Source organism: Bacillus vallismortis (assembly GCF_004116955.1).
In the GTDB taxonomy this organism is placed as follows: Bacteria; Bacillota; Bacilli; order Bacillales; family Bacillaceae; genus Bacillus; species Bacillus vallismortis.
This window is the reverse complement of record NZ_CP026362.1, coordinates 3412501-3432027: the sequence shown is the minus strand read 5'-3', so window position 1 is coordinate 3432027 and position 19527 is coordinate 3412501. Positions and strand designations below refer to the sequence as shown.

22 protein-coding genes and 1 rRNA gene (1 of these 23 only partly in view) are annotated in these 19527 nt (G+C 43.0%); 20 read left to right on the top strand and 3 right to left on the bottom strand.

Annotation, left to right across the window (positions count from 1 at the left end; translation table 11 throughout):
* The first annotated feature begins 20 nt into the window (after positions 1–20).
* From rpsK to rpsI, 9 genes are all read left to right on the top strand, one after another.
* Positions 21–416 carry a 30S ribosomal protein S11 gene (gene rpsK, locus BV11031_RS18100; protein WP_010332782.1) on the top strand — a complete coding sequence of 132 codons (396 nt, stop codon included), beginning with the start codon at positions 21–23 and terminating at the stop codon, positions 414–416.
* Between the two features lie 176 nt (positions 417–592).
* The gene (locus tag BV11031_RS18095) at positions 593–1537 is read left to right on the top strand and encodes a DNA-directed RNA polymerase subunit alpha (RefSeq protein WP_003225835.1); all 945 of its coding nucleotides are present in this window, start codon (positions 593–595) and stop codon (positions 1535–1537) included.
* Between the two features lie 75 nt (positions 1538–1612).
* Positions 1613–1975 (top strand): 50S ribosomal protein L17, encoded by a 363-nt coding sequence (rplQ, locus tag BV11031_RS18090; RefSeq protein ID WP_003225836.1) that lies wholly within the window; start codon positions 1613–1615, stop codon positions 1973–1975.
* Between the two features lie 131 nt (positions 1976–2106).
* Positions 2107–2952 carry an energy-coupling factor ABC transporter ATP-binding protein gene (locus tag BV11031_RS18085; RefSeq protein WP_129550802.1) on the top strand — a complete coding sequence of 282 codons (846 nt, stop codon included), beginning with the start codon at positions 2107–2109 and terminating at the stop codon, positions 2950–2952.
* Positions 2928–3797 carry an energy-coupling factor ABC transporter ATP-binding protein gene (locus tag BV11031_RS18080; protein ID WP_129550801.1) on the top strand — a complete coding sequence of 290 codons (870 nt, stop codon included), beginning with the start codon at positions 2928–2930 and terminating at the stop codon, positions 3795–3797. Before BV11031_RS18085 ends, BV11031_RS18080 begins: the two co-directional genes overlap by 25 nt.
* Positions 3794–4591, top strand: a complete 798-nt coding sequence (locus BV11031_RS18075; protein WP_039076403.1) for an energy-coupling factor transporter transmembrane component T family protein — start codon at positions 3794–3796, stop codon at positions 4589–4591. Before BV11031_RS18080 ends, BV11031_RS18075 begins: the two co-directional genes overlap by 4 nt.
* A 10-nt stretch (positions 4592–4601) precedes the next feature.
* The gene (gene truA / locus BV11031_RS18070) at positions 4602–5345 is read left to right on the top strand and encodes a tRNA pseudouridine(38-40) synthase TruA (protein WP_100739324.1); all 744 of its coding nucleotides are present in this window, start codon (positions 4602–4604) and stop codon (positions 5343–5345) included.
* 161 nt (positions 5346–5506) lie between these two features.
* Complete coding sequence (gene rplM, locus BV11031_RS18065) at positions 5507–5944, top strand: 50S ribosomal protein L13 (protein WP_003225844.1); 438 nt, start codon at positions 5507–5509, stop codon at positions 5942–5944.
* A gap of 20 nt (positions 5945–5964) precedes the next feature.
* Positions 5965–6357 (top strand): 30S ribosomal protein S9, encoded by a 393-nt coding sequence (gene rpsI, locus BV11031_RS18060; protein ID WP_003225846.1) that lies wholly within the window; start codon positions 5965–5967, stop codon positions 6355–6357.
* A gap of 92 nt (positions 6358–6449) precedes the next feature.
* Here rpsI and BV11031_RS18055 read toward each other — a convergent pair whose 3' ends face one another.
* On the bottom strand, positions 6450–7190 hold the full coding sequence (locus BV11031_RS18055; RefSeq protein ID WP_129550800.1) for a gamma-glutamyl-gamma-aminobutyrate hydrolase family protein: 741 nt from the start codon (positions 7188–7190) through the stop codon (positions 6450–6452).
* Positions 7191–7340: 150 nt separating this feature from the next.
* Here BV11031_RS18055 and BV11031_RS18050 point away from each other — a divergent pair, with 150 nt between their 5' ends.
* From BV11031_RS18050 to salA, 9 genes are all read left to right on the top strand, one after another.
* Positions 7341–8918: a glutathione ABC transporter substrate-binding protein gene (locus BV11031_RS18050; protein ID WP_129550799.1), complete on the top strand. Its 1578-nt coding sequence runs from the start codon at positions 7341–7343 to the stop codon at positions 8916–8918.
* Positions 8919–9009: 91 nt separating this feature from the next.
* A complete protein-coding gene (gene gsiC, locus BV11031_RS18045) occupies positions 9010–9933 on the top strand; it encodes a glutathione ABC transporter permease GsiC (RefSeq protein ID WP_039076407.1) in 924 nt (307 codons plus the stop codon).
* A gap of 15 nt (positions 9934–9948) precedes the next feature.
* Positions 9949–10821, top strand: coding sequence for an ABC transporter permease subunit (locus tag BV11031_RS18040; RefSeq protein ID WP_121641720.1), 873 nt, complete (start codon positions 9949–9951; stop codon positions 10819–10821).
* 11 nt (positions 10822–10832) lie between these two features.
* Positions 10833–11831: an ABC transporter ATP-binding protein gene (locus BV11031_RS18035; protein WP_121641721.1), complete on the top strand. Its 999-nt coding sequence runs from the start codon at positions 10833–10835 to the stop codon at positions 11829–11831.
* Complete coding sequence (locus tag BV11031_RS18030) at positions 11821–12798, top strand: ABC transporter ATP-binding protein (protein WP_121641722.1); 978 nt, start codon at positions 11821–11823, stop codon at positions 12796–12798. The genes BV11031_RS18035 and BV11031_RS18030 overlap by 11 nt, the downstream gene beginning before the upstream one ends.
* 146 nt (positions 12799–12944) lie before the next feature.
* Positions 12945–13712, top strand: a complete 768-nt coding sequence (locus BV11031_RS18025; RefSeq protein WP_121641723.1) for a class I SAM-dependent methyltransferase — start codon at positions 12945–12947, stop codon at positions 13710–13712.
* Positions 13713–13909: 197 nt separating this feature from the next.
* Positions 13910–14353, top strand: coding sequence for a YbaK family protein (locus BV11031_RS18020; RefSeq protein WP_121641724.1), 444 nt, complete (start codon positions 13910–13912; stop codon positions 14351–14353).
* A 59-nt stretch (positions 14354–14412) separates the two neighbouring features.
* Complete coding sequence (gene cwlD / locus BV11031_RS18015; RefSeq protein ID WP_121641725.1) at positions 14413–15126, top strand: N-acetylmuramoyl-L-alanine amidase CwlD; 714 nt, start codon at positions 14413–14415, stop codon at positions 15124–15126.
* A 95-nt stretch (positions 15127–15221) separates the two neighbouring features.
* On the top strand, positions 15222–16280 hold the full coding sequence (salA, locus tag BV11031_RS18010; protein ID WP_039076414.1) for an iron-sulfur carrier protein/transcriptional regulator SalA: 1059 nt from the start codon (positions 15222–15224) through the stop codon (positions 16278–16280).
* A 38-nt stretch (positions 16281–16318) separates the two neighbouring features.
* Here salA and gerD read toward each other — a convergent pair whose 3' ends face one another.
* Positions 16319–16876 carry a spore germination lipoprotein GerD gene (gene gerD / locus BV11031_RS18005; RefSeq protein ID WP_100739315.1) on the bottom strand — a complete coding sequence of 186 codons (558 nt, stop codon included), beginning with the start codon at positions 16874–16876 and terminating at the stop codon, positions 16319–16321.
* Positions 16877–16986: 110 nt separating this feature from the next.
* Between gerD and kbaA the strand changes: the two genes are divergently transcribed.
* The gene (kbaA, locus tag BV11031_RS18000) at positions 16987–17583 is read left to right on the top strand and encodes a KinB-signaling pathway activation protein (RefSeq protein ID WP_121641726.1); all 597 of its coding nucleotides are present in this window, start codon (positions 16987–16989) and stop codon (positions 17581–17583) included.
* On the opposite strand, the gene pdaB is transcribed toward kbaA, so the two are convergent.
* Positions 17584–18348, bottom strand: coding sequence for a polysaccharide deacetylase family sporulation protein PdaB (pdaB, locus tag BV11031_RS17995; RefSeq protein ID WP_129550798.1), 765 nt, complete (start codon positions 18346–18348; stop codon positions 17584–17586).
* 346 nt (positions 18349–18694) lie between these two features.
* Here pdaB and BV11031_RS17990 point away from each other — a divergent pair.
* A 16S ribosomal RNA gene (locus BV11031_RS17990) occupies positions 18695–19527 on the top strand; it runs 717 nt beyond the window's last position.

The following is a 19527-nucleotide window of genomic DNA, read 5'->3' as shown; positions in this document are numbered from 1 at the left end:
GTAAGGGAGGTACCTAAACAATGGCTGCTGCTCGTAAATCTAACACGCGTAAACGTCGCGTGAAAAAGAATATTGAGTCTGGAATTGCTCATATTCGTTCAACTTTCAATAACACGATCGTTACGATCACTGACACTCATGGTAATGCTCTTTCTTGGTCTAGTGCCGGAGCTCTAGGATTCAGAGGTTCTCGTAAATCTACTCCTTTTGCTGCGCAAATGGCTGCAGAAACAGCTGCTAAAGGTTCAATCGAACATGGTCTTAAAACTCTTGAGGTTACTGTTAAAGGCCCTGGTTCAGGCCGTGAAGCTGCAATTCGTGCACTTCAAGCTGCTGGACTAGAAGTCACTGCTATCAGAGACGTAACTCCTGTTCCTCATAACGGATGCCGTCCACCAAAACGTCGCCGCGTGTAATTTGTTTGTATAGATTTTGTGTCCCTGTCAATAATGGGTTATGATACAGTTATTTATGAAACGAATGCACCGACTCGTTGCCTGAGCACATACGGGACTAAACAATGGGGAATTTCGGATGGAATCTCATATGATTCTATTCGAGGTTTCGACGTTTTGAAGGAGGGTTTTAAGTAATGATCGAGATTGAAAAACCAAAAATCGAAACGGTTGAAATCAGCGACGATGCCAAATTTGGTAAGTTTGTCGTAGAGCCACTTGAGCGTGGATATGGTACAACTCTGGGTAACTCCTTACGTCGTATCCTCTTATCCTCACTCCCTGGTGCCGCTGTAACATCAATCCAGATAGATGGTGTACTGCACGAATTCTCGACAATTGAAGGCGTTGTGGAAGATGTTACAACGATTATCTTACACATTAAAAAGCTTGCATTGAAAATCTACTCTGATGAAGAGAAGACGCTAGAAATTGATGTACAGGGCGAAGGAACTGTAACGGCAGCTGATATTACACACGATAGTGATGTAGAGATCTTAAATCCTGATCTTCATATCGCGACTCTTGGTGAGAATGCGAGTTTCCGAGTTCGCCTTACTGCTCAAAGAGGACGTGGGTATACGCCTGCTGACGCAAACAAGAGAGACGATCAGCCAATCGGCGTGATTCCGATCGATTCTATCTATACACCAGTTTCTCGTGTATCTTATCAGGTAGAGAACACTCGTGTAGGCCAAGTTGCAAACTATGATAAACTTACACTTGATGTTTGGACTGATGGAAGCACTGGACCGAAAGAAGCCATTGCGCTTGGTTCAAAGATTTTAACTGAACACCTTAATATATTCGTTGGTTTAACTGACGAAGCTCAGCATGCTGAAATCATGGTTGAAAAAGAAGAAGATCAAAAAGAGAAAGTTCTTGAAATGACAATTGAAGAATTGGATCTTTCAGTTCGTTCTTACAACTGCCTAAAGCGTGCGGGTATTAACACGGTTCAAGAGCTTGCGAACAAGACGGAAGAAGATATGATGAAAGTTCGTAACCTAGGACGGAAATCACTTGAAGAAGTGAAAGCGAAACTAGAAGAACTTGGACTCGGACTTCGCAAAGACGATTGACTAGTTTCCCATGTGAACTAGGATTTTCGTGTGTTTATTATCAGAACAGCATTCCAATAAAGGAGGGGACATCATATGTCATACAGAAAACTAGGACGTACGAGTGCACAGCGTAAAGCTATGCTTCGTGATCTTACAACTGATTTGATCATCAATGAAAGAATCGAAACAACTGAAACACGTGCGAAAGAACTTCGCTCTGTAGTTGAAAAAATGATCACGCTTGGCAAACGCGGCGATCTTCACGCTCGCCGTCAAGCTGCTGCATACATCCGCAACGAGGTTGCTAACGAAGAAAATAACCAAGATGCACTTCAAAAATTATTCTCTGACATTGCAACTCGTTACGAGGAGCGCCAAGGTGGATACACACGTATTATGAAGCTTGGTCCTCGCCGTGGTGACGGAGCACCAATGGCAATTATCGAATTGGTTTAATATCACATATTTTTGTGTATCTAAAGAAGGGCGGGACAGTTTCTAACTGGATCTATGCCCTTTTTTTAGATACTGCAACTTTTTATATAGAGAGAATAGCAGAGCGTTAGCTGAGAGGAGGCCGGTTTTCCATGAATCAAAATCAGTTGATATCGGTAGAGGATATCGTATTTCGATATCGGAAAGACGCAGAAGGACGGGCATTAGACGGCGTCTCCCTGCAGGTGTATGAGGGTGAATGGCTTGCTATTGTAGGTCATAACGGTTCAGGGAAATCAACACTGGCCCGGGCTTTGAATGGCTTAATCCTTCCTGAATCAGGCGACATTGAGGTTGCTGGGATTCAATTGACAGAGGAATCCGTTTGGGAAGTGCGTAAAAAGATTGGCATGGTCTTTCAAAATCCGGACAACCAATTTGTCGGAACGACGGTTCGCGATGATGTGGCTTTTGGTTTAGAAAACAATGGTGTACCGCGGGAAGAAATGATTGAGAGAGTAGACTGGGCAGTAAAACAGGTGAATATGCAAGATTTTCTCGATCAAGAGCCGCACCATCTCTCCGGGGGCCAAAAGCAGAGAGTTGCGATTGCGGGAGTGATTGCCGCACGTCCTGATATTATTATCTTAGATGAAGCAACATCTATGCTTGACCCGATCGGGCGAGAAGAAGTGCTTGAAACGGTAAGGCACTTAAAGGAACAGGGCATGGGCACTGTCATTTCTATCACACATGATTTAGATGAAGCAGCAAAAGCAGACCGGATCATTGTGATGAATGGCGGGAAGAAATATGCCGAAGGGACGCCTGAAGAGATTTTTAAATTGAATAAGCAACTTGTTCAAATCGGGCTTGATTTACCCTTCTCATTCCAGCTCAGCCAGCTTTTACGGAAAAATGGACTGGCGCTGGAGGAAAATCATTTGACTCAGGAAGGGCTGGTGAAAGAGCTATGGACATTACAATCAAAGATGTAGAGCATCGTTATCAGATGAAGACGCCGTTTGAGCGCCTTGCACTGTATGACATCAATGCATCGATTAAAGAAGGAAGCTATGTAGCCGTTATCGGGCATACAGGCTCTGGCAAGTCCACTCTTCTTCAGCACTTGAATGGCCTACTGAAACCGACGGAGGGACAGATTTCACTAGGCAGCACTGTTATCCAGGCAGGGAAAAAGAATAAAGAGCTGAAAGCCCTTCGTAAAAAAGTCGGAATCGTTTTCCAATTTCCTGAGCATCAATTATTCGAAGAAACAGTTCTCAAAGATATTTCGTTCGGACCTATGAATTTTGGTGTAAAAAAAGAGGCTGCTGAACAAAGAGCGAGAGAGATGCTGAAGCTCGTTGGTTTATCAGAAGAGCTTCTGGACAGATCGCCTTTTGAATTAAGCGGGGGACAAATGCGCAGAGTTGCAATTGCCGGCGTACTTGCAATGGACCCTGAAGTGCTTGTTTTGGATGAACCGACTGCTGGGTTGGATCCAAGAGGACGAAAAGAGATAATGGACATGTTTTATGAGCTTCATCAACGGGGAAACCTGACGACGATCCTTGTAACACACAGCATGGAAGACGCAGCTGCATACGCTGATGAAATGATTGTCATGCATAAAGGAACGATACAAGCTTCAGGCAGTCCGCGTGATTTGTTTTCAAAAGGTGAAGAGATGGCTGGCTGGGGGCTTGACCTTCCGGAAACGATCAAATTTCAAAGGCAGCTTGAAGCTGCACTTGGCGTCACATTTAAAGAGCCTATGCTCACAATTGAAGAGGCTGCTAGTGAAATCCGTACTCTCTTTCGGGGGGAGAAAACCTTATGATGGACAGCATGATTATCGGCAAGTATGTACCGGGCTCTTCACTTGTGCATCGGCTTGACCCCAGAACAAAACTCATCACGATCTTTTTATTTGTTTGTATCGTATTTCTGGCCAATAATGTGCAGACATATGCGTTGCTTGGATTGTTTACAATGGGTGTCGTTTCTTTAACACGAGTTCCTTTCCCTTTTTTGCTAAAAGGGTTAAAGCCAATCATCTGGATTGTCCTTTTCACGTTCCTTCTTCACATATTCATGACACACGAAGGACCGGTTCTCTTTCAATTAGGTGTTTTCAAAGTCTATGAGGGCGGTTTGGTTCAAGGGATATTTATTTCTCTTAGATTCGTTTATCTCATTTTAATCACAACCTTATTAACACTGACGACAACTCCGATTGAGATTACCGATGGAATGGAACAGCTTCTGAATCCATTTAAAAAAATAAAACTTCCTGTTCACGAGCTCGCTCTTATGATGTCCATTTCATTACGGTTTATCCCGACCTTGATGGAGGAGACAGATAAGATCATGAAGGCTCAGATGGCGAGAGGCGTTGATTTTACAAGCGGCCCTGTAAAAGACAGAGTGAAGGCGATTGTACCCCTTCTTGTCCCTCTCTTCGTCAGTGCATTCAAACGCGCTGAAGAGCTTGCGGTGGCAATGGAAGCAAGGGGTTATCAAAGCGGAGAGGGACGCACGAAATACAGAAAGCTTGTATGGACAGGAAAAGACACTTCTGTCATTGTCAGCTTGATGGTATTGGCTGCTTTGTTATTTTTGTTAAGGGCTTAGAGGTGCTGGTATGAGAATGAAATGCACGATTTCTTATGACGGACATTTGTTTTATGGTTATCAGGTTCAGCCAGGCAAACGAACGGTTCAAAACGAACTGGAGAAGGCTTTGGCTGTCCTGCATAAGTCGAAAGAAAGAATTCCGGTCGTTTCGTCAGGAAGAACAGACAGCGGGGTTCACGCAGCCGGACAGGTGATCCATTTTGATACACCACTGTCTATCCCGGCAGAGAGATGGCCGTATGCCTTAAATGCACTGCTTCCGGACGACATCGCAGTCAAACAGGCAGAAATTGCGGATGATGGGTTCCATGCACGATTTAGCGCAGTGAAAAAAGAATATCGCTACTTTGTTTACACGGAGAAACACCCGGACGTATTTAAACGGCATTACGCTTACCATTTTTCATATCACCTTAATGTGCAGAACATGAAAGAAGCGGCAACGCATCTTTTAGGGACACATGATTTTACGAGCTTTTGCGCGGTGAAAACAGAAGTACAGGACAAGGTAAGGACGATTTACGAACTTGATTGGACTGAGACGAATGACGGCCTGCAAATGCGGATCATAGGCAGTGGTTTCTTATATAATATGGTTAGAATTATAGCGGGTACTTTGCTTGATGCAGGTATTGGTAAAATTTCTCCCGATGATGTGAAATCTATGCTGGAAGCGAAGGATCGCGAAGCGGCAGGGCGCACAGCGCCGGGGCACGGGCTATATTTATGGAACGTTTGCTATGACAACTAAACCAGGTGTGTAATATTTTCTTGACAGAGTCTGCATAAAGTTATAAGATATCATATGGTATGTATTTCAACCCCACGATAAGCCCCGGAACTTATTGTGTTGTGAAATAGAACGTAATCGAAGTTTATTGAAAATGACAGATCATTTAGGAGGGAAATTCAATGCGTACAACACCTATGGCTAACGCAAGTACTATTGAACGCAAGTGGTTAGTTGTTGATGCTGCTGGCAAGACTCTAGGACGTCTTTCTACAGAAGTTGCATCTATCCTTCGCGGGAAACACAAACCAACTTATACACCGCACGTTGATACAGGAGATCATGTGATCATCATCAACGCTGAAAAAATCGAGTTAACTGGTAAAAAGTTAACTGACAAAATCTACTACCGTCACACTCAACATCCAGGCGGATTAAAATCAAGAACTGCTCTTGAAATGCGTACAAACTACCCTGAGAAAATGCTTGAGCTTGCTATCAAAGGCATGCTTCCAAAAGGTTCTCTAGGTCGTCAAATGTTCAAAAAATTGAACGTATACCGTGGTTCTGAGCATCCACATGAAGCACAAAAACCTGAAGTTTACGAACTTCGCGGTTAATTAAAAAGGAGGTTACCAATTTGGCACAGGTTCAATATTACGGTACTGGCCGTCGTAAAAGTTCTGTAGCGCGTGTGCGCTTAGTTCCAGGAGAAGGTCGTATCGTCGTTAATAATCGTGAAATCAGCGAGCACATCCCATCTCCAGCTCTAATCGAAGATATTAAACAACCATTAACTTTGACTGAAACAGCTGGTACTTATGATGTTTTAGTAAACGTACATGGAGGCGGCTTATCTGGTCAAGCTGGAGCAATCCGTCATGGTATCGCTCGTGCTTTGCTTGAAGCAGATCCAGAATACCGTGCAACACTTAAACGTGCAGGTCTTCTGACTCGTGACGCTCGTATGAAAGAACGTAAAAAATACGGTCTTAAAGGCGCTCGTCGTGCACCTCAGTTCTCAAAACGTTAATTTTACGTTTTCAAAGCTCTCAACCTTGCGTTGGGAGCTTTTTTATATGTTCAAAAAAGCAGAAGCCTGTATGAGTGCTTCTGCTTTTTGCTTTATAAAACGGCTGCTTTTTGCTGCTCGGCTTTCTCCACTAAAGTTTCGAATAGCTTCAGCATGAGCGGATACCCTTTTGTCAACATCTCTGGATGCCACTGAACCCCAAGCACAAATGTGCTGCTCTCCATTTCGATTGCTTCAATGACTTCATCCCTTGCCCGTGCAGATATGAGAAACCCAGGAGCCACATCTTTAATCGCTTGGTGATGGAACGAATTGACCAGCGCAGTATCTCCAAATACAGAATGAAGGTGCGTACCCGGTTCAATATCAATGGTATGAGTGGGTACCTCGGTATTATTGTACTGATCATGTTTAATAGAGGCATTCTCAATATAAGATAGATCCTGGTAAATAGAGCCGCCAAACGCGACATTTAAGATTTGTAATCCTCTGCAAATGGCAAATACGGGTTTGCCGGCAGCAATGGCTTTTTTTATTAGTAATTGATCAAATTCATCTCGCTCGGGAAAAACTGAACCTTGCTTAGCCAGAGGCTCCTCACCATACAGGAGGGGATTAACATCATGTCCTCCTGACATCACAAGCCCATCTATTTGCTGTATCATCTGATCGATCGTTTCTTCATCATTTATAACAGGCACGATAAAAGGGACGCCTCCCGCATCTAAAACAGATTGAACGTATGTATCATTCACATAGGCGCGCTTGTAACCTGGGAAACGCCCGCCTTGATCAATGATGATACTTCCTGATATGCCGATAACAGGTTTCATCTATAATCATTCCTTCCAACTGACTCTACTGCAGATTGCCATAAAGCTTATTAAACTGATCAGCATTATTGACAATCTCACGCTTCTCTTGTAGTATACACTATTGTTCAATTAGTTTAAATTTTAACAATTTTATATGGGGGGTTTAAAGTGAAAAAGCGGTTTATATTCAGCTTATCATTTGTGCTCATAGCCAGTATTTTCTTAGCGGCGTGCGGCAACAACGATAAAAATGATAAAGCTTCAGAGAGTAAGGGCTCATCTCGTGATACATTCACGGTTGCTTTAGAAAGTGATGTGACAACGCTTGATCCTCATGATACAAACGATAATGCCTCTTATACGGCTGAATCAGCTATTATGGAAGGCCTTTTAGGCTTTGATAAGGATAACAAAGTCATCCCCGTCCTAGCCGAAAGCTATGAGGTAAACAAAGATTCGACTGAGTTCACGTTCAAACTGAAGGAAGGAGTCAAGTTCCAAGACGGAACGGCCTTTAATGCCGAAGCGGTGAAAACGAACATTGACCGTCTTGCTGATCCTGACTCCAAGCTAAAACGACATAGTTTATTTGAGCTAGTAAAAGAAACGAAAGTAATAGATGATCATACAGTGCGTGTAACTTTAAGTAAGCCATTTGCGGCCATGATCAACAACTTTGCCCATCCGGCAGCTATGATGATCAGTCCTGATGCGATTAAAAAATATGGCGATAAAGTATCACAGCACCCGGTCGGAACAGGACCGTTTACGTTTGAAAAATGGCAGCACGGCGAATATCTTAAATTAACTGCCAATAAAGATTACTGGAACAAGGACCTTCCAAAGGTACATAACATGGTCTTTAAGCCTGTTCCTGAAAATGGGGCACGAATTGCGATGCTTCAAACGGGAGAAGCTGATTTCATCTATCCGGTACCACCGACAGATACAAAAACGATTGAGAACACCGACGGACTATCATTGGTTACAAAGCCGTCTTTAATTGTGAAGTACTTTTCAATGAATACAATGAAAAAGCCTTTTAATGATGTGAAAGTCCGCCAGGCTATTAACTATGCAATTGATAAAGAAGCTTTCCTAAAAGTTGTATATAACGGATATGCTTCTGAAACGAAGTCATCTATTGCACCTGATACACAGTTTTACGCTGAACAAACACCATACGAATATAACATCAAAAAAGCAAAGCAGCTTTTAAAAGAAGCGGGTTATCCAAATGGGTTTGAGGCAACAATCTGGGGCGGAAACAGCTCTGATAAGGTTAAAATGATGGAATTTTATAAACAGCAGCTTGATAAAGTAGGGATTACATTAAAAACAGTTCCTATGGAAAGCGGTACAATCGGGGATAAAATCTGGGGCGTTACAAATGCGAAAGATGCTGATCTAGAGCTTTATAATGGCGGATGGTCTCCGTCTACCGGTGATGCCGACTGGGGTCTTCGCCCAGTCTTTGGCGGAGAAGAAGCATTCCCGCCGAATTCTTATAACACGTCTTACTACCAAAGTGATACTGTAAACAGTCTTCTGAACCAAGCGTTACAAACTTCTGACACGGCGAAACGCAAAGAATTATATGGAAAGGCACAGCAACAGATTTGGGAAGATGCGCCATGGGTTTTCCTTGCTGTACCAGATTTAATTTATGCGAAAAAAGAAAGTGTCGATGGAGTGGTAATGCAGCCATCAGGTGTGATGGATGTTCGCGGGGCAGAAAAAAAATAATGCTGGCGCTTGGGTGACGCCCATCCAGCGTGTTCCGGAGGCAGACTCATATGGGTCAGCCTCCTTTTATTGAAGTCAAGGAGGGCGCCTAATGATAAAGTACTCAATCAAACGTTTATTACTGATGATTCCTCTCTTGTTCATTATTACTGTTATTGTCTTTATGTTCGTGCATATGATTCCCGGAGACCCTGCCCGGTTAATCGCAGGCAGTGATGCAACAATTGATGAAATCAAATTAGTTAGAGAGAAATATGGCTTAGATCAGCCTTTATATCAACAATACATCTCATATATGTCCAATCTCTTTCAAGGAGATCTAGGAACCTCTATTCAGGCAGGAAGACCTGTGGCAGAGATGCTGTCTGAGCGGTTTATGCCGACATTTTGGCTGACAGTTGTCAGCATGTTTTGGTCATTGCTATTCGGAATTCCGATCGGCTTAGTTTCAGCTGTCAAAAGAAACAAGTGGCAGGATCATGCGACAATGATTTTTGCGGTTTCTGCGATATCTATTCCTTCTTTCTGGCTGGGGCTTATGCTTATGCAGTTGTTTTCCGTTCAGTTAGGCTGGCTTCCTACAGGGGGAATGGACTCCTGGAAACATTATATTCTCCCTTCTATTACGCTAGGAGCAGGAGTCGCAGCTATAATTGCCCGCTTTACAAGATCCGCAGTCATGGATGTGTTAAAGAATGATTATATCCGGACGAGCAGAGCCAAAGGCCTGCATGAATATACGGTTCTTATGAAGCATGCCTTCAGAAATGCAATGATTCCGGTTGTCACGATGACTGGATTACAGTTCGGGTTTATGCTGAGCGGATCAATCATTACAGAAACGTTATTCAGCTGGCCTGGATTGGGGCGTCTATTAATTAATTCAATTGTGTCAAGGGATTATCCCGTTATACAAGCTGAACTTTTATTATTTTCTTTTGAATTTCTACTCATTAATTTAATCGTTGATTTGTTATATGGCTGGCTGAATCCGAAAGTACGCTACGGATCATAGGAAGGAGGATCACAAATGGAGATAAAGCATGTTGAGAAGCCGGCAAAAAGCAGCAGGTTCCACGATTTTTGGATTTCTTTTAAGAAGCAAAAGGTATCAATGATATCGGCTGTATTTCTTTTCCTATTATTTTTTGTCGCATTATTCGGCCAGTACCTTGTGCCATATGACCCTGCAAAAGTCGATTACGGCCAATTATTTTTAAAGCCTTCAGCGGCTCATTTGGCGGGAACTGACGCATACGGAAGGGATATCTTCAGCAGAATCTTAGTAGGAGCCAGAATTTCGTTATTTGTTGGTTTGTCTTCTGTTTTTTTGGGAGCTTTAGCCGGAAGTGCACTTGGCGTTATAAGCGGTTATTTTGGTAAATGGATTGATAGTTTGATTATGAGATTTTGCGATATTTTATTAGCTTTTCCGGGGATGCTGCTGGCCATTGGGATTATCGCAATCCTAGGAACAGGTTTAATGAATGTAGTCTTTGCAGTTGCTATATTCAGCGTGCCTGTATTTGCGCGGATTGTTCGAAGCAGTGTGCTGGAGATGAAATCAAGCCTGTATGTGGAAGCGGCAAAATCAACAGGTGCTAAAGATACACGCATTATTCTAAAACACATTTTACCGGGTACGTTCTCAACGATTATCGTGTATTTCACAATGAGAATCGGTTCCGCTATTTTAATAGCGGCAGGACTTAGTTTTTTAGGATTAGGAGCAGATCCCTCTACTCCTGAATGGGGCGCTATGCTGAGTGATGGGCATAACTACTTAAACACAGCTCCGCATGTGACGATTTTTCCGGGACTTGCAATCTTTCTCACCGTTTTAGCTTTTAATCTGCTTGGTGACGGACTCCGGGACGCGCTTGATCCTAAGATAAAGGATTAGGAGGTAAAAGAATGAAACCGATATTAAACGTCAATCAGCTACGGACGAGCTTTTTTGTAAACGGTAAGGAAATTCCTGCAGTGGACGGAGTTGATTTTACGATAAATGAAAGTGAAATTTTGGGTATTGTAGGGGAATCCGGGAGCGGAAAAAGCGTCACCTCTTTATCCATTATGAAACTGTTAAAAGACACACCGGGAAAGATCGTTGGCGGATCAATTCATTTTGACGGCAGAGACCTCTTAGCTCTCTCAGAAAAAGAAATTCGGGAACTGAGGGGAAATGAGATCGCCATGATATTCCAAGAGCCGATGACTTCATTAAATCCTGTTCTAACGATAGGGAATCAGCTAAGAGAGGCGATTAAAAAGCACCTCAACTATTCACGCAAAAAGGCGGATCAACATGCAGTTTCAATGTTGACACAAGTCGGTATTTCAAGGGCTGATGAAATTTTACAGCAGTACCCTCACCAGTTGTCCGGAGGAATGAGACAGCGCGTCATGATCGCCATGGCCATGTCTTGTTCGCCTAAATTATTAATTGCCGATGAACCTACAACAGCGCTTGATGTAACGATTCAAGCCCAAATACTAGATGTCATGAAAGATATGCAGGAGAAACACGGCACATCGATATTGTTGATTACACATGATCTTGGCGTCATCGCTGAAACGTGTGACCGAGTGGCCGTAATGTATGCAGGGAGAATTGTAGAACAAGGTTCGGTTTATGATCTGTTTGATGATCCAAAGCATCCGTATACAAAAGGGCTGCTGGAATCCATTCCTCGAATCGGAAAGCGGCAGGAACGGTTGCATTCTATCCAAGGCAATGTTCCGATGGCAGAGGATTGGCCGTCCGGATGCAAATTTGCATCACGTTGTCCGTTTGTCTTTGATAAATGCCTGAAAAAAGAGCCGCCATTGCTAAACGTGGGGGAAGGAAGAACAAGCCGATGCTGGCTGAATGAAAATGAGGGAAAGGAGGAGCCAGCATATGAATCATGAGCCTTTAGTTGAAGTGAAACATTTGAAAAAAATCTTTTCTGATTCATCGGGCCTTTTTAAAAAATCAAAGCCCGTGAGAGCGGTGGATGATATCTCATTTACAATTAATCGCGGAGAAACTTTCGGCCTTGTCGGAGAGAGCGGATGCGGAAAGTCAACAACCGGACGGATGTTGATGAAGCTGCTGGAGCCTACAGAAGGCAGTATTCTGTTTAACGGACAGGATATTACGAAAATGAATGAGAAAGACGTTCGTAATTTGCGAAAAGACTTTCAAATGGTATTTCAAGATCCTTATGCCTCATTAAATCCCAGAATGAGAGTGAAAGAAATCATTGAAGAACCGTTGATTGTTCATGGACTTATGACTTCTTCTGAACGTGAAAGAAAAGTGCATCAACTTTTGGATACCGTGGGGCTGTCCCGTCAGCACGGCAGTCGTTTTCCGCATGAATTCAGCGGCGGGCAAAGGCAAAGAATCGGCATCGCCCGGGCTCTGGCTGTAAATCCGAAGCTGATTATTGCAGATGAGGCTGTTTCCGCACTCGATGTATCGATTCAGTCGCAGATACTGAATTTGATGAAAGACCTGCAGAAGGAATTTGGTTTAACTTATTTGTTTATAGCACATGATTTAAGTGTTGTTGATTTTATAAGCGACCGTATTGGTGTGATGTATCTTGGGAAACTGGTTGAAGTTGGAGATCGCGATTCAATTATACAGAATCCGAAGCATCCGTATACAAAAGCGCTGCTTTCAGCTGTCCCGATCCCTGACCCGCATCGCAGAAAGGAACGCATTGAGCTTAAAGGTGATTTGCCTAGTCCTTCGAATCCGCCGGCCGGCTGTCCGTTTCATACCAGATGCCCTGCTGTCATGGATCAATGCAAAACAGAGATGCCAATGCTAAGCAATATGTCTGAGCAGCATCAAGTATTTTGCCACTTATATGATTCAAAAAAATGATATGATAGTCACTAGCCAAAAAAATCACATCTCCTTTGTGGTTTTTTTGCGTTTTTATGAACTTTTTTCTAAATATGCAAAGGGAAAGCGATATCAATCTAGAAATATTTGTTATACTCTATACATTAAAGTAAGGAGAACGATTCATGAATGCGTTAGTAGATCATAATAGCAAAGCCTGGGATCAAAAAGTAGAAACAGGTAATGAATGGACTGTTGCTGTTGAGCAGCATGTCATTGAACAAGCGAAAAAAGGCAATTGGGATATAAGGGTAACACCAATGAAAGATGTACCGAGAGATTGGTTTCCCCCTGTCAATGGGCTGAAAGTGCTCTGTTTAGCATCAGGTGGCGGCCAGCAGGGCCCGATTTTGGCAGCCGCAGGAGCGGATGTCACTGTATTAGATAACTCGGAAAAGCAGTTGGATCAGGATAGAATAGTTGCTGAGCGTGATGATCTTAGGATACATACTGTCAAAGGAAGTATGGACGACCTCAGTCAATTTCAGGATGAATCATTCGATGTCATTGTACATCCTGTTGCCAATGTTTTTGTTGAGAATGTCCTCCCGGTCTGGAAAGAAGCGCACCGTGTGCTAAAAAGAAACGGCACTCTAATCTCAGGTTTTGTCAATCCTGTCGTATTTCTGTTTGATGTAGAGTTAGAACAGCAAGGTATTTTGAAAGTAAAACACTCTATTCCATATGCCGACTCAGAAGATCTTCCAAAACATAAAGTAAAAAAACTGATTGAGAATAATGAAGCTCTAGAATTCGGCCATTCGTTAGAAGACCAAATCAAGGGCCAAATTGATGCCGGTTTTATTGTCACTGGTTTTTATGAAGATAAAGGCGGTTTTGTATTGGACCAGTATATTCATACATATTCTGCAACAAGAAGTGTGAAAGTATGAAAAGCAGCGACCTGTTAGAGGGGCTGCTTTTATAATGCTTATTGGCAGAACGTTCGTTCCCTCACCTGCGGAAAGCTGCTAAATCCTCTTCCTTTTATCAATCCCTGCACCTTCATTTGGGCGAATTTCCAACCGAATTCGGGCATGGTATCACGATTGAAACCTCAAAATAACCGGTAAAAGGAGAGTGAATTTGTATGGCAGAGGTACTGTCTTTTATGGATGTGAAACGCCAAAAGGATTATGAATTAGAAAAGAACTTGCTCAAAGAACTCTCTCTGAGACAAATTATTCTGTCTGTTAAGGACTGTTTGGAACCATTATTCCCATTTTTACATGATGAAAGAGATATTATCAGCGAAGGCTGTATTGATTTTGCGATAGAAGCTTATTTGTTGGGTGGGCGTTTTGGGATTTTCGGCTACTACGGAGAATCCATGCAGAGCATCAGTGCCCGCTCAGCAAGTGAAGAAGAAGAGCTGCGTATGGAGTTTTTTGATTATCTCTATAATTGGATACACGAGCAATACGCAACTTTTGATAAAAATACGGTTTATGAAGCAGCGCGAAAGTTCATTAAAGACTGGTGGACACAGGGAGTTGTCCAAAGAGAAAAACAGTGTAAGCTTCGCATGCGATAATCATAATTCCCGGCCCTGTCCCATAGTTATGTAGTAACGGACAAGCGGGAGGGGAAGGCATGAGGAAAAAGCTTAAATGGCTCGGTTTTTTGCTAGGCTTCATCGTTTTACTATTTCTATTCAAGTATCAGTTCAGCAATAACGATTCATGGAAGCCGTGGAGTCTGCCTCTGAGCGGGAAAATTATTTATCTGGACCCCGGTCATGGAGGTCCTGACGGAGGAGCAGTCGGCGGAAAGCTGTTAGAGAAAGATGTAACGCTTGAAGTGGCCTTTAGAGTCAGGGACTACCTTCAGCAACAAGGGGCGCTTGTCATCATGACTAGGGAGAGTGATGTCGATCTCGCTCCAGAAGGAACGAAGGGCTATAGCAGGCGAAAAGCGGAAGACCTAAGACAGCGAGTCAAATTAATAAACCATTCAGAGGCTGAACTCTATATCAGCATTCATCTCAATGCGATTCCATCGCAAAAGTGGAGCGGAGCCCAAAGCTTTTATTTCGGGAAATATGCAGAAAATGAAAAAGTCGCAAAATACATTCAGGATGAATTGAGACGAAATCTGGAAAACACAACCCGAAAAGCAAAGCGGATTCATGGTGTCTACTTAATGCAAAACGTCACCAAACCCGGAGCACTTATAGAAGTCGGATTTTTATCTAATCCAAGTGAAGCAAAGCTGCTCGGAAAATCGAAATATCAGGACAAGGTGGCATCTTCCATATATAAAGGCATTTTGCGATATTACACGGAAAAAGGAAACCCTCCAGAGTAAAGGAGGGTTTTCTTATGGTTTCAAGCATAAGACACCTGCTATTTATGTATGATATAATAATGCCTGAAAACGAATACACAAAAGGGTGAGGTTCGATGATAAGAGAAGATGAAGTAAGAAAACTAGTCGGTGAAATGCGCGAACCTTTTCTTCAAAGACCTCTGGGAGAATTGGATGCCGTAAAGGAAATTAAAATAAAGCCTGAAAAACGGCATATCAGTGTAAAAGTCGCTCTTGCAAAGACCGGGACTGCAGAGCAAATGCAGATTCAGCAAGAGATCGTAAACGTCTTAAAAGGGGCAGGCGCCGAGACGGTCGGCCTTCGATTTGAAGAGCTTCCTGAGGAAACGATTGCTAAGTTCCGTGCGCCGTCAGCTGAGAAAAAAACATTGCTAAATATGGATAATCCGCCAGTCTTTCTAGCTGTAGCAAGCGGAAAGGGCGGCGTAGGCAAGTCAACTGTGTCAGTAAACCTTGCTATTTCTCTTGCTCGTCTTGGGAAAAAGGTTGGTTTAATTGATGCGGATATTTATGGCTTCAGTGTGCCTGATATGATGGGCATCACTGTGCGTCCGACTATTGAAGGAGAGAAACTTCTTCCTGTTGAACGCTTCGGGGTAAAGGTGATGTCGATGGGCTTCTTCGTAGAAGAAAATGCTCCGGTCGTATGGAGAGGGCCAATGCTTGGCAAAATGCTGAACAACTTTTTCCATGAAGTAGAGTGGGGAGAAGTAGACTATATTGTTCTTGATCTTCCGCCTGGAACAGGGGACGTTGCTCTCGATGTACATACAATGCTTCCGAGCTGCAAAGAAATCATCGTATCAACGCCGCATCCTACAGCTGCTTTTGTCGCGGCTAGAGCGGGTTCTATGGCCATTAAAACTGATCATGAAGTCGTTGGCGTCATAGAGAACATGGCTTATTACGAAAGCGCTAAGACAGGAGAAAGAGAGTATGTCTTTGGTAAAGGCGGCGGAGATAAACTAGCTGAGGAATTGAATGTGCCTTTGCTTGGCAGAATCCCGTTGAAACAGCCTGATTGGGATAAGGAACAATTTGCTCCTTCTGTATATGACAAAAGCCATCCTATAGGAGAAATATATCAGGACATCGCTAAAAAAATAGATGCGAAAATGTCAGTGCAAGTATAAAAAAAGGCGAACCGGGATTCTGAATCCCGGCTTTCCCTTTATTCGCTTTCTTTAGCCGTTTCTTTTGCTGCTTTTTTCAGCTCATCTTCGAACTGTTTTTTGTAAAGCGGACTAGAAAGCGTTTCGTTAATAACCTCTTCTAAGTAACTGCGGAATTCTTGGCTTTTTGCCAATTGGCTGTACTTTTTATTCATGCCTGGATCCTGCATGACGTCCATCAACATCTTCTGGTAATCCGGGTCCTTCATCAATTTTTTAATCACTTTTTCATGCTCTTTCTGAAGGGTTTTCGAAAAGCCTTCGGCAAAATCAGTGTCTTCAAAGATGTTTTTCCAAAATTCTTCACCCTTTTTAGAGGTGAGTGTTTTTTCTATCGTTCCTTTAATCGCATCTTGGTCAATCACCAGTGCTTCATTCATCGCATCATCGTTTAATAATTCCTTAATGGCTTTCTTTCCATCATCAGTTTTTAATATATCAACAACCATTTTTTTGGTCTGATCATAGTCCATATCCGCTGCTTGGTCTTTTGGAGCACAAGCTGTTACAGATAATAACAAAAAACAGCTCATCAATAGCGTTTTGGCTTTTGACATGCTTAAGCTCCTTTCACATACTTGTCTTACTTTTAATATGATTCATCTCTTTGGAATTATACATAACAAAATATCGCGGTATGCGATTTTTGAGGGGGTTGATTAAAGAAATGAAAAGCCGTGGTTTGGTTCGTTTTTTCTTTTCTATATTAGCTGTCGGAGCGGTTATCACGAGTATTGTGGGTTTTGCTTTAAAGTGGGGAGAATATAAGGGGCTGTTTCTTGCCTTCGAAGCGGGGCAGATTTTTTCTGTTTTGTTTTGGTTTGTCGGGGTAGGCATGATTTTTAGTGTGATTAGCCAAATGGGTTTCTTCGTGTTTTTAACAGTTCACCGGTTTGCGCTTGAGATATTAAGATCATCATCCTTATGGAATTTGCTTCAGTTGTTTTTCATCTTGTTTGTAGCTTTTGATTTAATGTATGTGCGGTTCTTATTTTTTGGAGAAAGCGGAGAATCGCTGGCTGGCTATGCGTGGTTACCAATATTTTTACTGATCTTTGGGGTGGTAACAGCTTATATAAAGCAAAAGCAGTCCTCTAAGAAAACGTTTGTGTCATCGTTGTTTTTAATGGTTGTGATTACTGCATTAGAATGGTTTCCTGCGTTAAGAGTAAATGATGAGGACTGGCTTTATTTAATGCTTTTTCCGTTAATGGCGTGTAATGCTTTCCAATTGCTGATGCTGCCGAGGTTTGCAGCGAAGTAATTACTTTATCTCTGAGGATTTGGCATCAGAATTTGCAATGAGATCACCTACGGTTACATTTTTTAACCCTTTTTCTTTTAGCTGATGGATGATATCAGGCAACGCTTCTTCTGTTTGTTTTGCCGAGTCGGAGGCGTGTAAAAGAACAATGTCTCCTCCGGAAACCTGCTTGGTCACATTATCGATAATTTTTTCAACCCCGGGATTAGTCCAATCCTGAGAGTTTATACTATAATGAACAACCGTATAATTGTATTGCTTAGCGACCGTTAGTACATTCTTATTGAACTGTCCGGTAGGGGGTCTTAATAGCTGTATGTCTTTGACCCCTAACTTTTCAAAGGCAGTTTGCGCACGGTTAATGTCCTTTTTTATTTCGCTGCTCTCTAAATTGGCATAGTTTTTATAAGCATAGCCCATGCTCCCTATTTGATGGCCTTCCTTTACGATACGCGCTACTGTGTCGGGGTGGCGTTCAGCCCAGGAAGCGGAAAGAAAAAACGTCGCATTTCTAATTCCATTTGCTTTCAGAGTATTAAGTATAGGTTCTGCTTTTTTATCACCCCAGCTGATATCAAAAGTAAGGGCAACGTCTTTCGAATCTGTTTCTCCTTTATAAATGGCTTTAGGTCCGGTGTCAGTTGAAAACACGGGAAGCGGAACAGCTCTTTGGATATAAAAAAAGCTGGCTGCTGCAAATGCGGCGATAAGTATAATGATAAATTGTTTCACTCGTTTAATGTGCCACACATAGAAGTGATTCACTGAGATGCCTCCTTATCTTGTCCATCATTCTTGTACTACATCTTATGAGCAGGGCCGATTGAATATAACCGTCAAAATGTCTCTTTGTATAAAGCTAAATTAGGTGTTGACCTTTTGATAATATCCGTGATATATTATTATTCGTCGCTGATAAGCCAGGCAACAATTAAAAGCTTCATTAAATGCTTTGAAAAAAGTTATTGACTTACAAGAAGCTGAATGTTATAGTAATAAAGCTGCTTCGTTAAGCGGCAGTAATGATCTTTGAAAACTAAACAAGACAAAACGTACCTGTTAATTCATTTTTTTATAAATCGCACAGCAATGTGCGTAGTCAGTCAAACTTTTATCGGAGAGTTTGATCCTGGCTCAGGACGAACGCTGGCGGCGTGCCTAATACATGCAAGTCGAGCGGACAGATGGGAGCTTGCTCCCTGATGTTAGCGGCGGACGGGTGAGTAACACGTGGGTAACCTGCCTGTAAGACTGGGATAACTCCGGGAAACCGGGGCTAATACCGGATGCTTGTTTGAACCGCATGGTTCAAACATAAAAGGTGGCTTCGGCTACCACTTACAGATGGACCCGCGGCGCATTAGCTAGTTGGTGAGGTAATGGCTTACCAAGGCAACGATGCGTAGCCGACCTGAGAGGGTGATCGGCCACACTGGGACTGAGACACGGCCCAGACTCCTACGGGAGGCAGCAGTAGGGAATCTTCCGCAATGGACGAAAGTCTGACGGAGCAACGCCGCGTGAGTGATGAAGGTTTTCGGATCGTAAAGCTCTGTTGTTAGGGAAGAACAAGTGCCGTTCAAATAGGGCGGCACCTTGACGGTACCTAACCAGAAAGCCACGGCTAACTACGTGCCAGCAGCCGCGGTAATACGTAGGTGGCAAGCGTTGTCCGGAATTATTGGGCGTAAAGGGCTCGCAGGCGGTTTCTTAAGTCTGATGTGAAAGCCCCCGGCTCAACCGGGGAGGGTCATTGGAAACTGGGGAACTTGAGTGCAGAAGAGGAGAGTGGAATTCCACGTGTAGCGGTGAAATGCGTAGAGATGTGGAGGAACACCAGTGGCGAAGGCGACTCTCTGGTCTGTAACTGACGCTGAGGAGCGAAAGCGTGGGGAGCGAACAGGATTAGATACCCTGGTAGTCCACGCCGTAAACGATGAGTGC

Excerpts from the sequence above, each read along its gene's own strand:
- rpsK (WP_010332782.1), top strand. The coding sequence starts at position 21 with ATGGCTGCTGCTCGTAAATCTAACACGCGTAAACGTCGCGTGAAAAAG.
- BV11031_RS18095 (WP_003225835.1), top strand. The coding sequence starts at position 593 with ATGATCGAGATTGAAAAACCAAAAATCGAAACGGTTGAAATCAGCGAC.
- rplQ (WP_003225836.1), top strand. The coding sequence starts at position 1,613 with ATGTCATACAGAAAACTAGGACGTACGAGTGCACAGCGTAAAGCTATG.
- BV11031_RS18085 (WP_129550802.1), top strand. The coding sequence starts at position 2,107 with ATGAATCAAAATCAGTTGATATCGGTAGAGGATATCGTATTTCGATAT.
- BV11031_RS18080 (WP_129550801.1), top strand. The coding sequence starts at position 2,928 with ATGGACATTACAATCAAAGATGTAGAGCATCGTTATCAGATGAAGACG.
- BV11031_RS18075 (WP_039076403.1), top strand. The coding sequence starts at position 3,794 with ATGATGGACAGCATGATTATCGGCAAGTATGTACCGGGCTCTTCACTT.
- truA (WP_100739324.1), top strand. The coding sequence starts at position 4,602 with ATGAGAATGAAATGCACGATTTCTTATGACGGACATTTGTTTTATGGT.
- rplM (WP_003225844.1), top strand. The coding sequence starts at position 5,507 with ATGCGTACAACACCTATGGCTAACGCAAGTACTATTGAACGCAAGTGG.
- BV11031_RS18055 (WP_129550800.1), bottom strand. The coding sequence starts at position 7,190 with ATGAAACCTGTTATCGGCATATCAGGAAGTATCATCATTGATCAAGGC.
- gsiC (WP_039076407.1), top strand. The coding sequence starts at position 9,010 with ATGATAAAGTACTCAATCAAACGTTTATTACTGATGATTCCTCTCTTG.
- BV11031_RS18040 (WP_121641720.1), top strand. The coding sequence starts at position 9,949 with ATGGAGATAAAGCATGTTGAGAAGCCGGCAAAAAGCAGCAGGTTCCAC.
- BV11031_RS18035 (WP_121641721.1), top strand. The coding sequence starts at position 10,833 with ATGAAACCGATATTAAACGTCAATCAGCTACGGACGAGCTTTTTTGTA.
- BV11031_RS18030 (WP_121641722.1), top strand. The coding sequence starts at position 11,821 with ATGAATCATGAGCCTTTAGTTGAAGTGAAACATTTGAAAAAAATCTTT.
- BV11031_RS18025 (WP_121641723.1), top strand. The coding sequence starts at position 12,945 with ATGAATGCGTTAGTAGATCATAATAGCAAAGCCTGGGATCAAAAAGTA.
- BV11031_RS18020 (WP_121641724.1), top strand. The coding sequence starts at position 13,910 with ATGGCAGAGGTACTGTCTTTTATGGATGTGAAACGCCAAAAGGATTAT.
- cwlD (WP_121641725.1), top strand. The coding sequence starts at position 14,413 with ATGAGGAAAAAGCTTAAATGGCTCGGTTTTTTGCTAGGCTTCATCGTT.
- salA (WP_039076414.1), top strand. The coding sequence starts at position 15,222 with ATGATAAGAGAAGATGAAGTAAGAAAACTAGTCGGTGAAATGCGCGAA.
- gerD (WP_100739315.1), bottom strand. The coding sequence starts at position 16,876 with ATGTCAAAAGCCAAAACGCTATTGATGAGCTGTTTTTTGTTATTATCT.
- kbaA (WP_121641726.1), top strand. The coding sequence starts at position 16,987 with ATGAAAAGCCGTGGTTTGGTTCGTTTTTTCTTTTCTATATTAGCTGTC.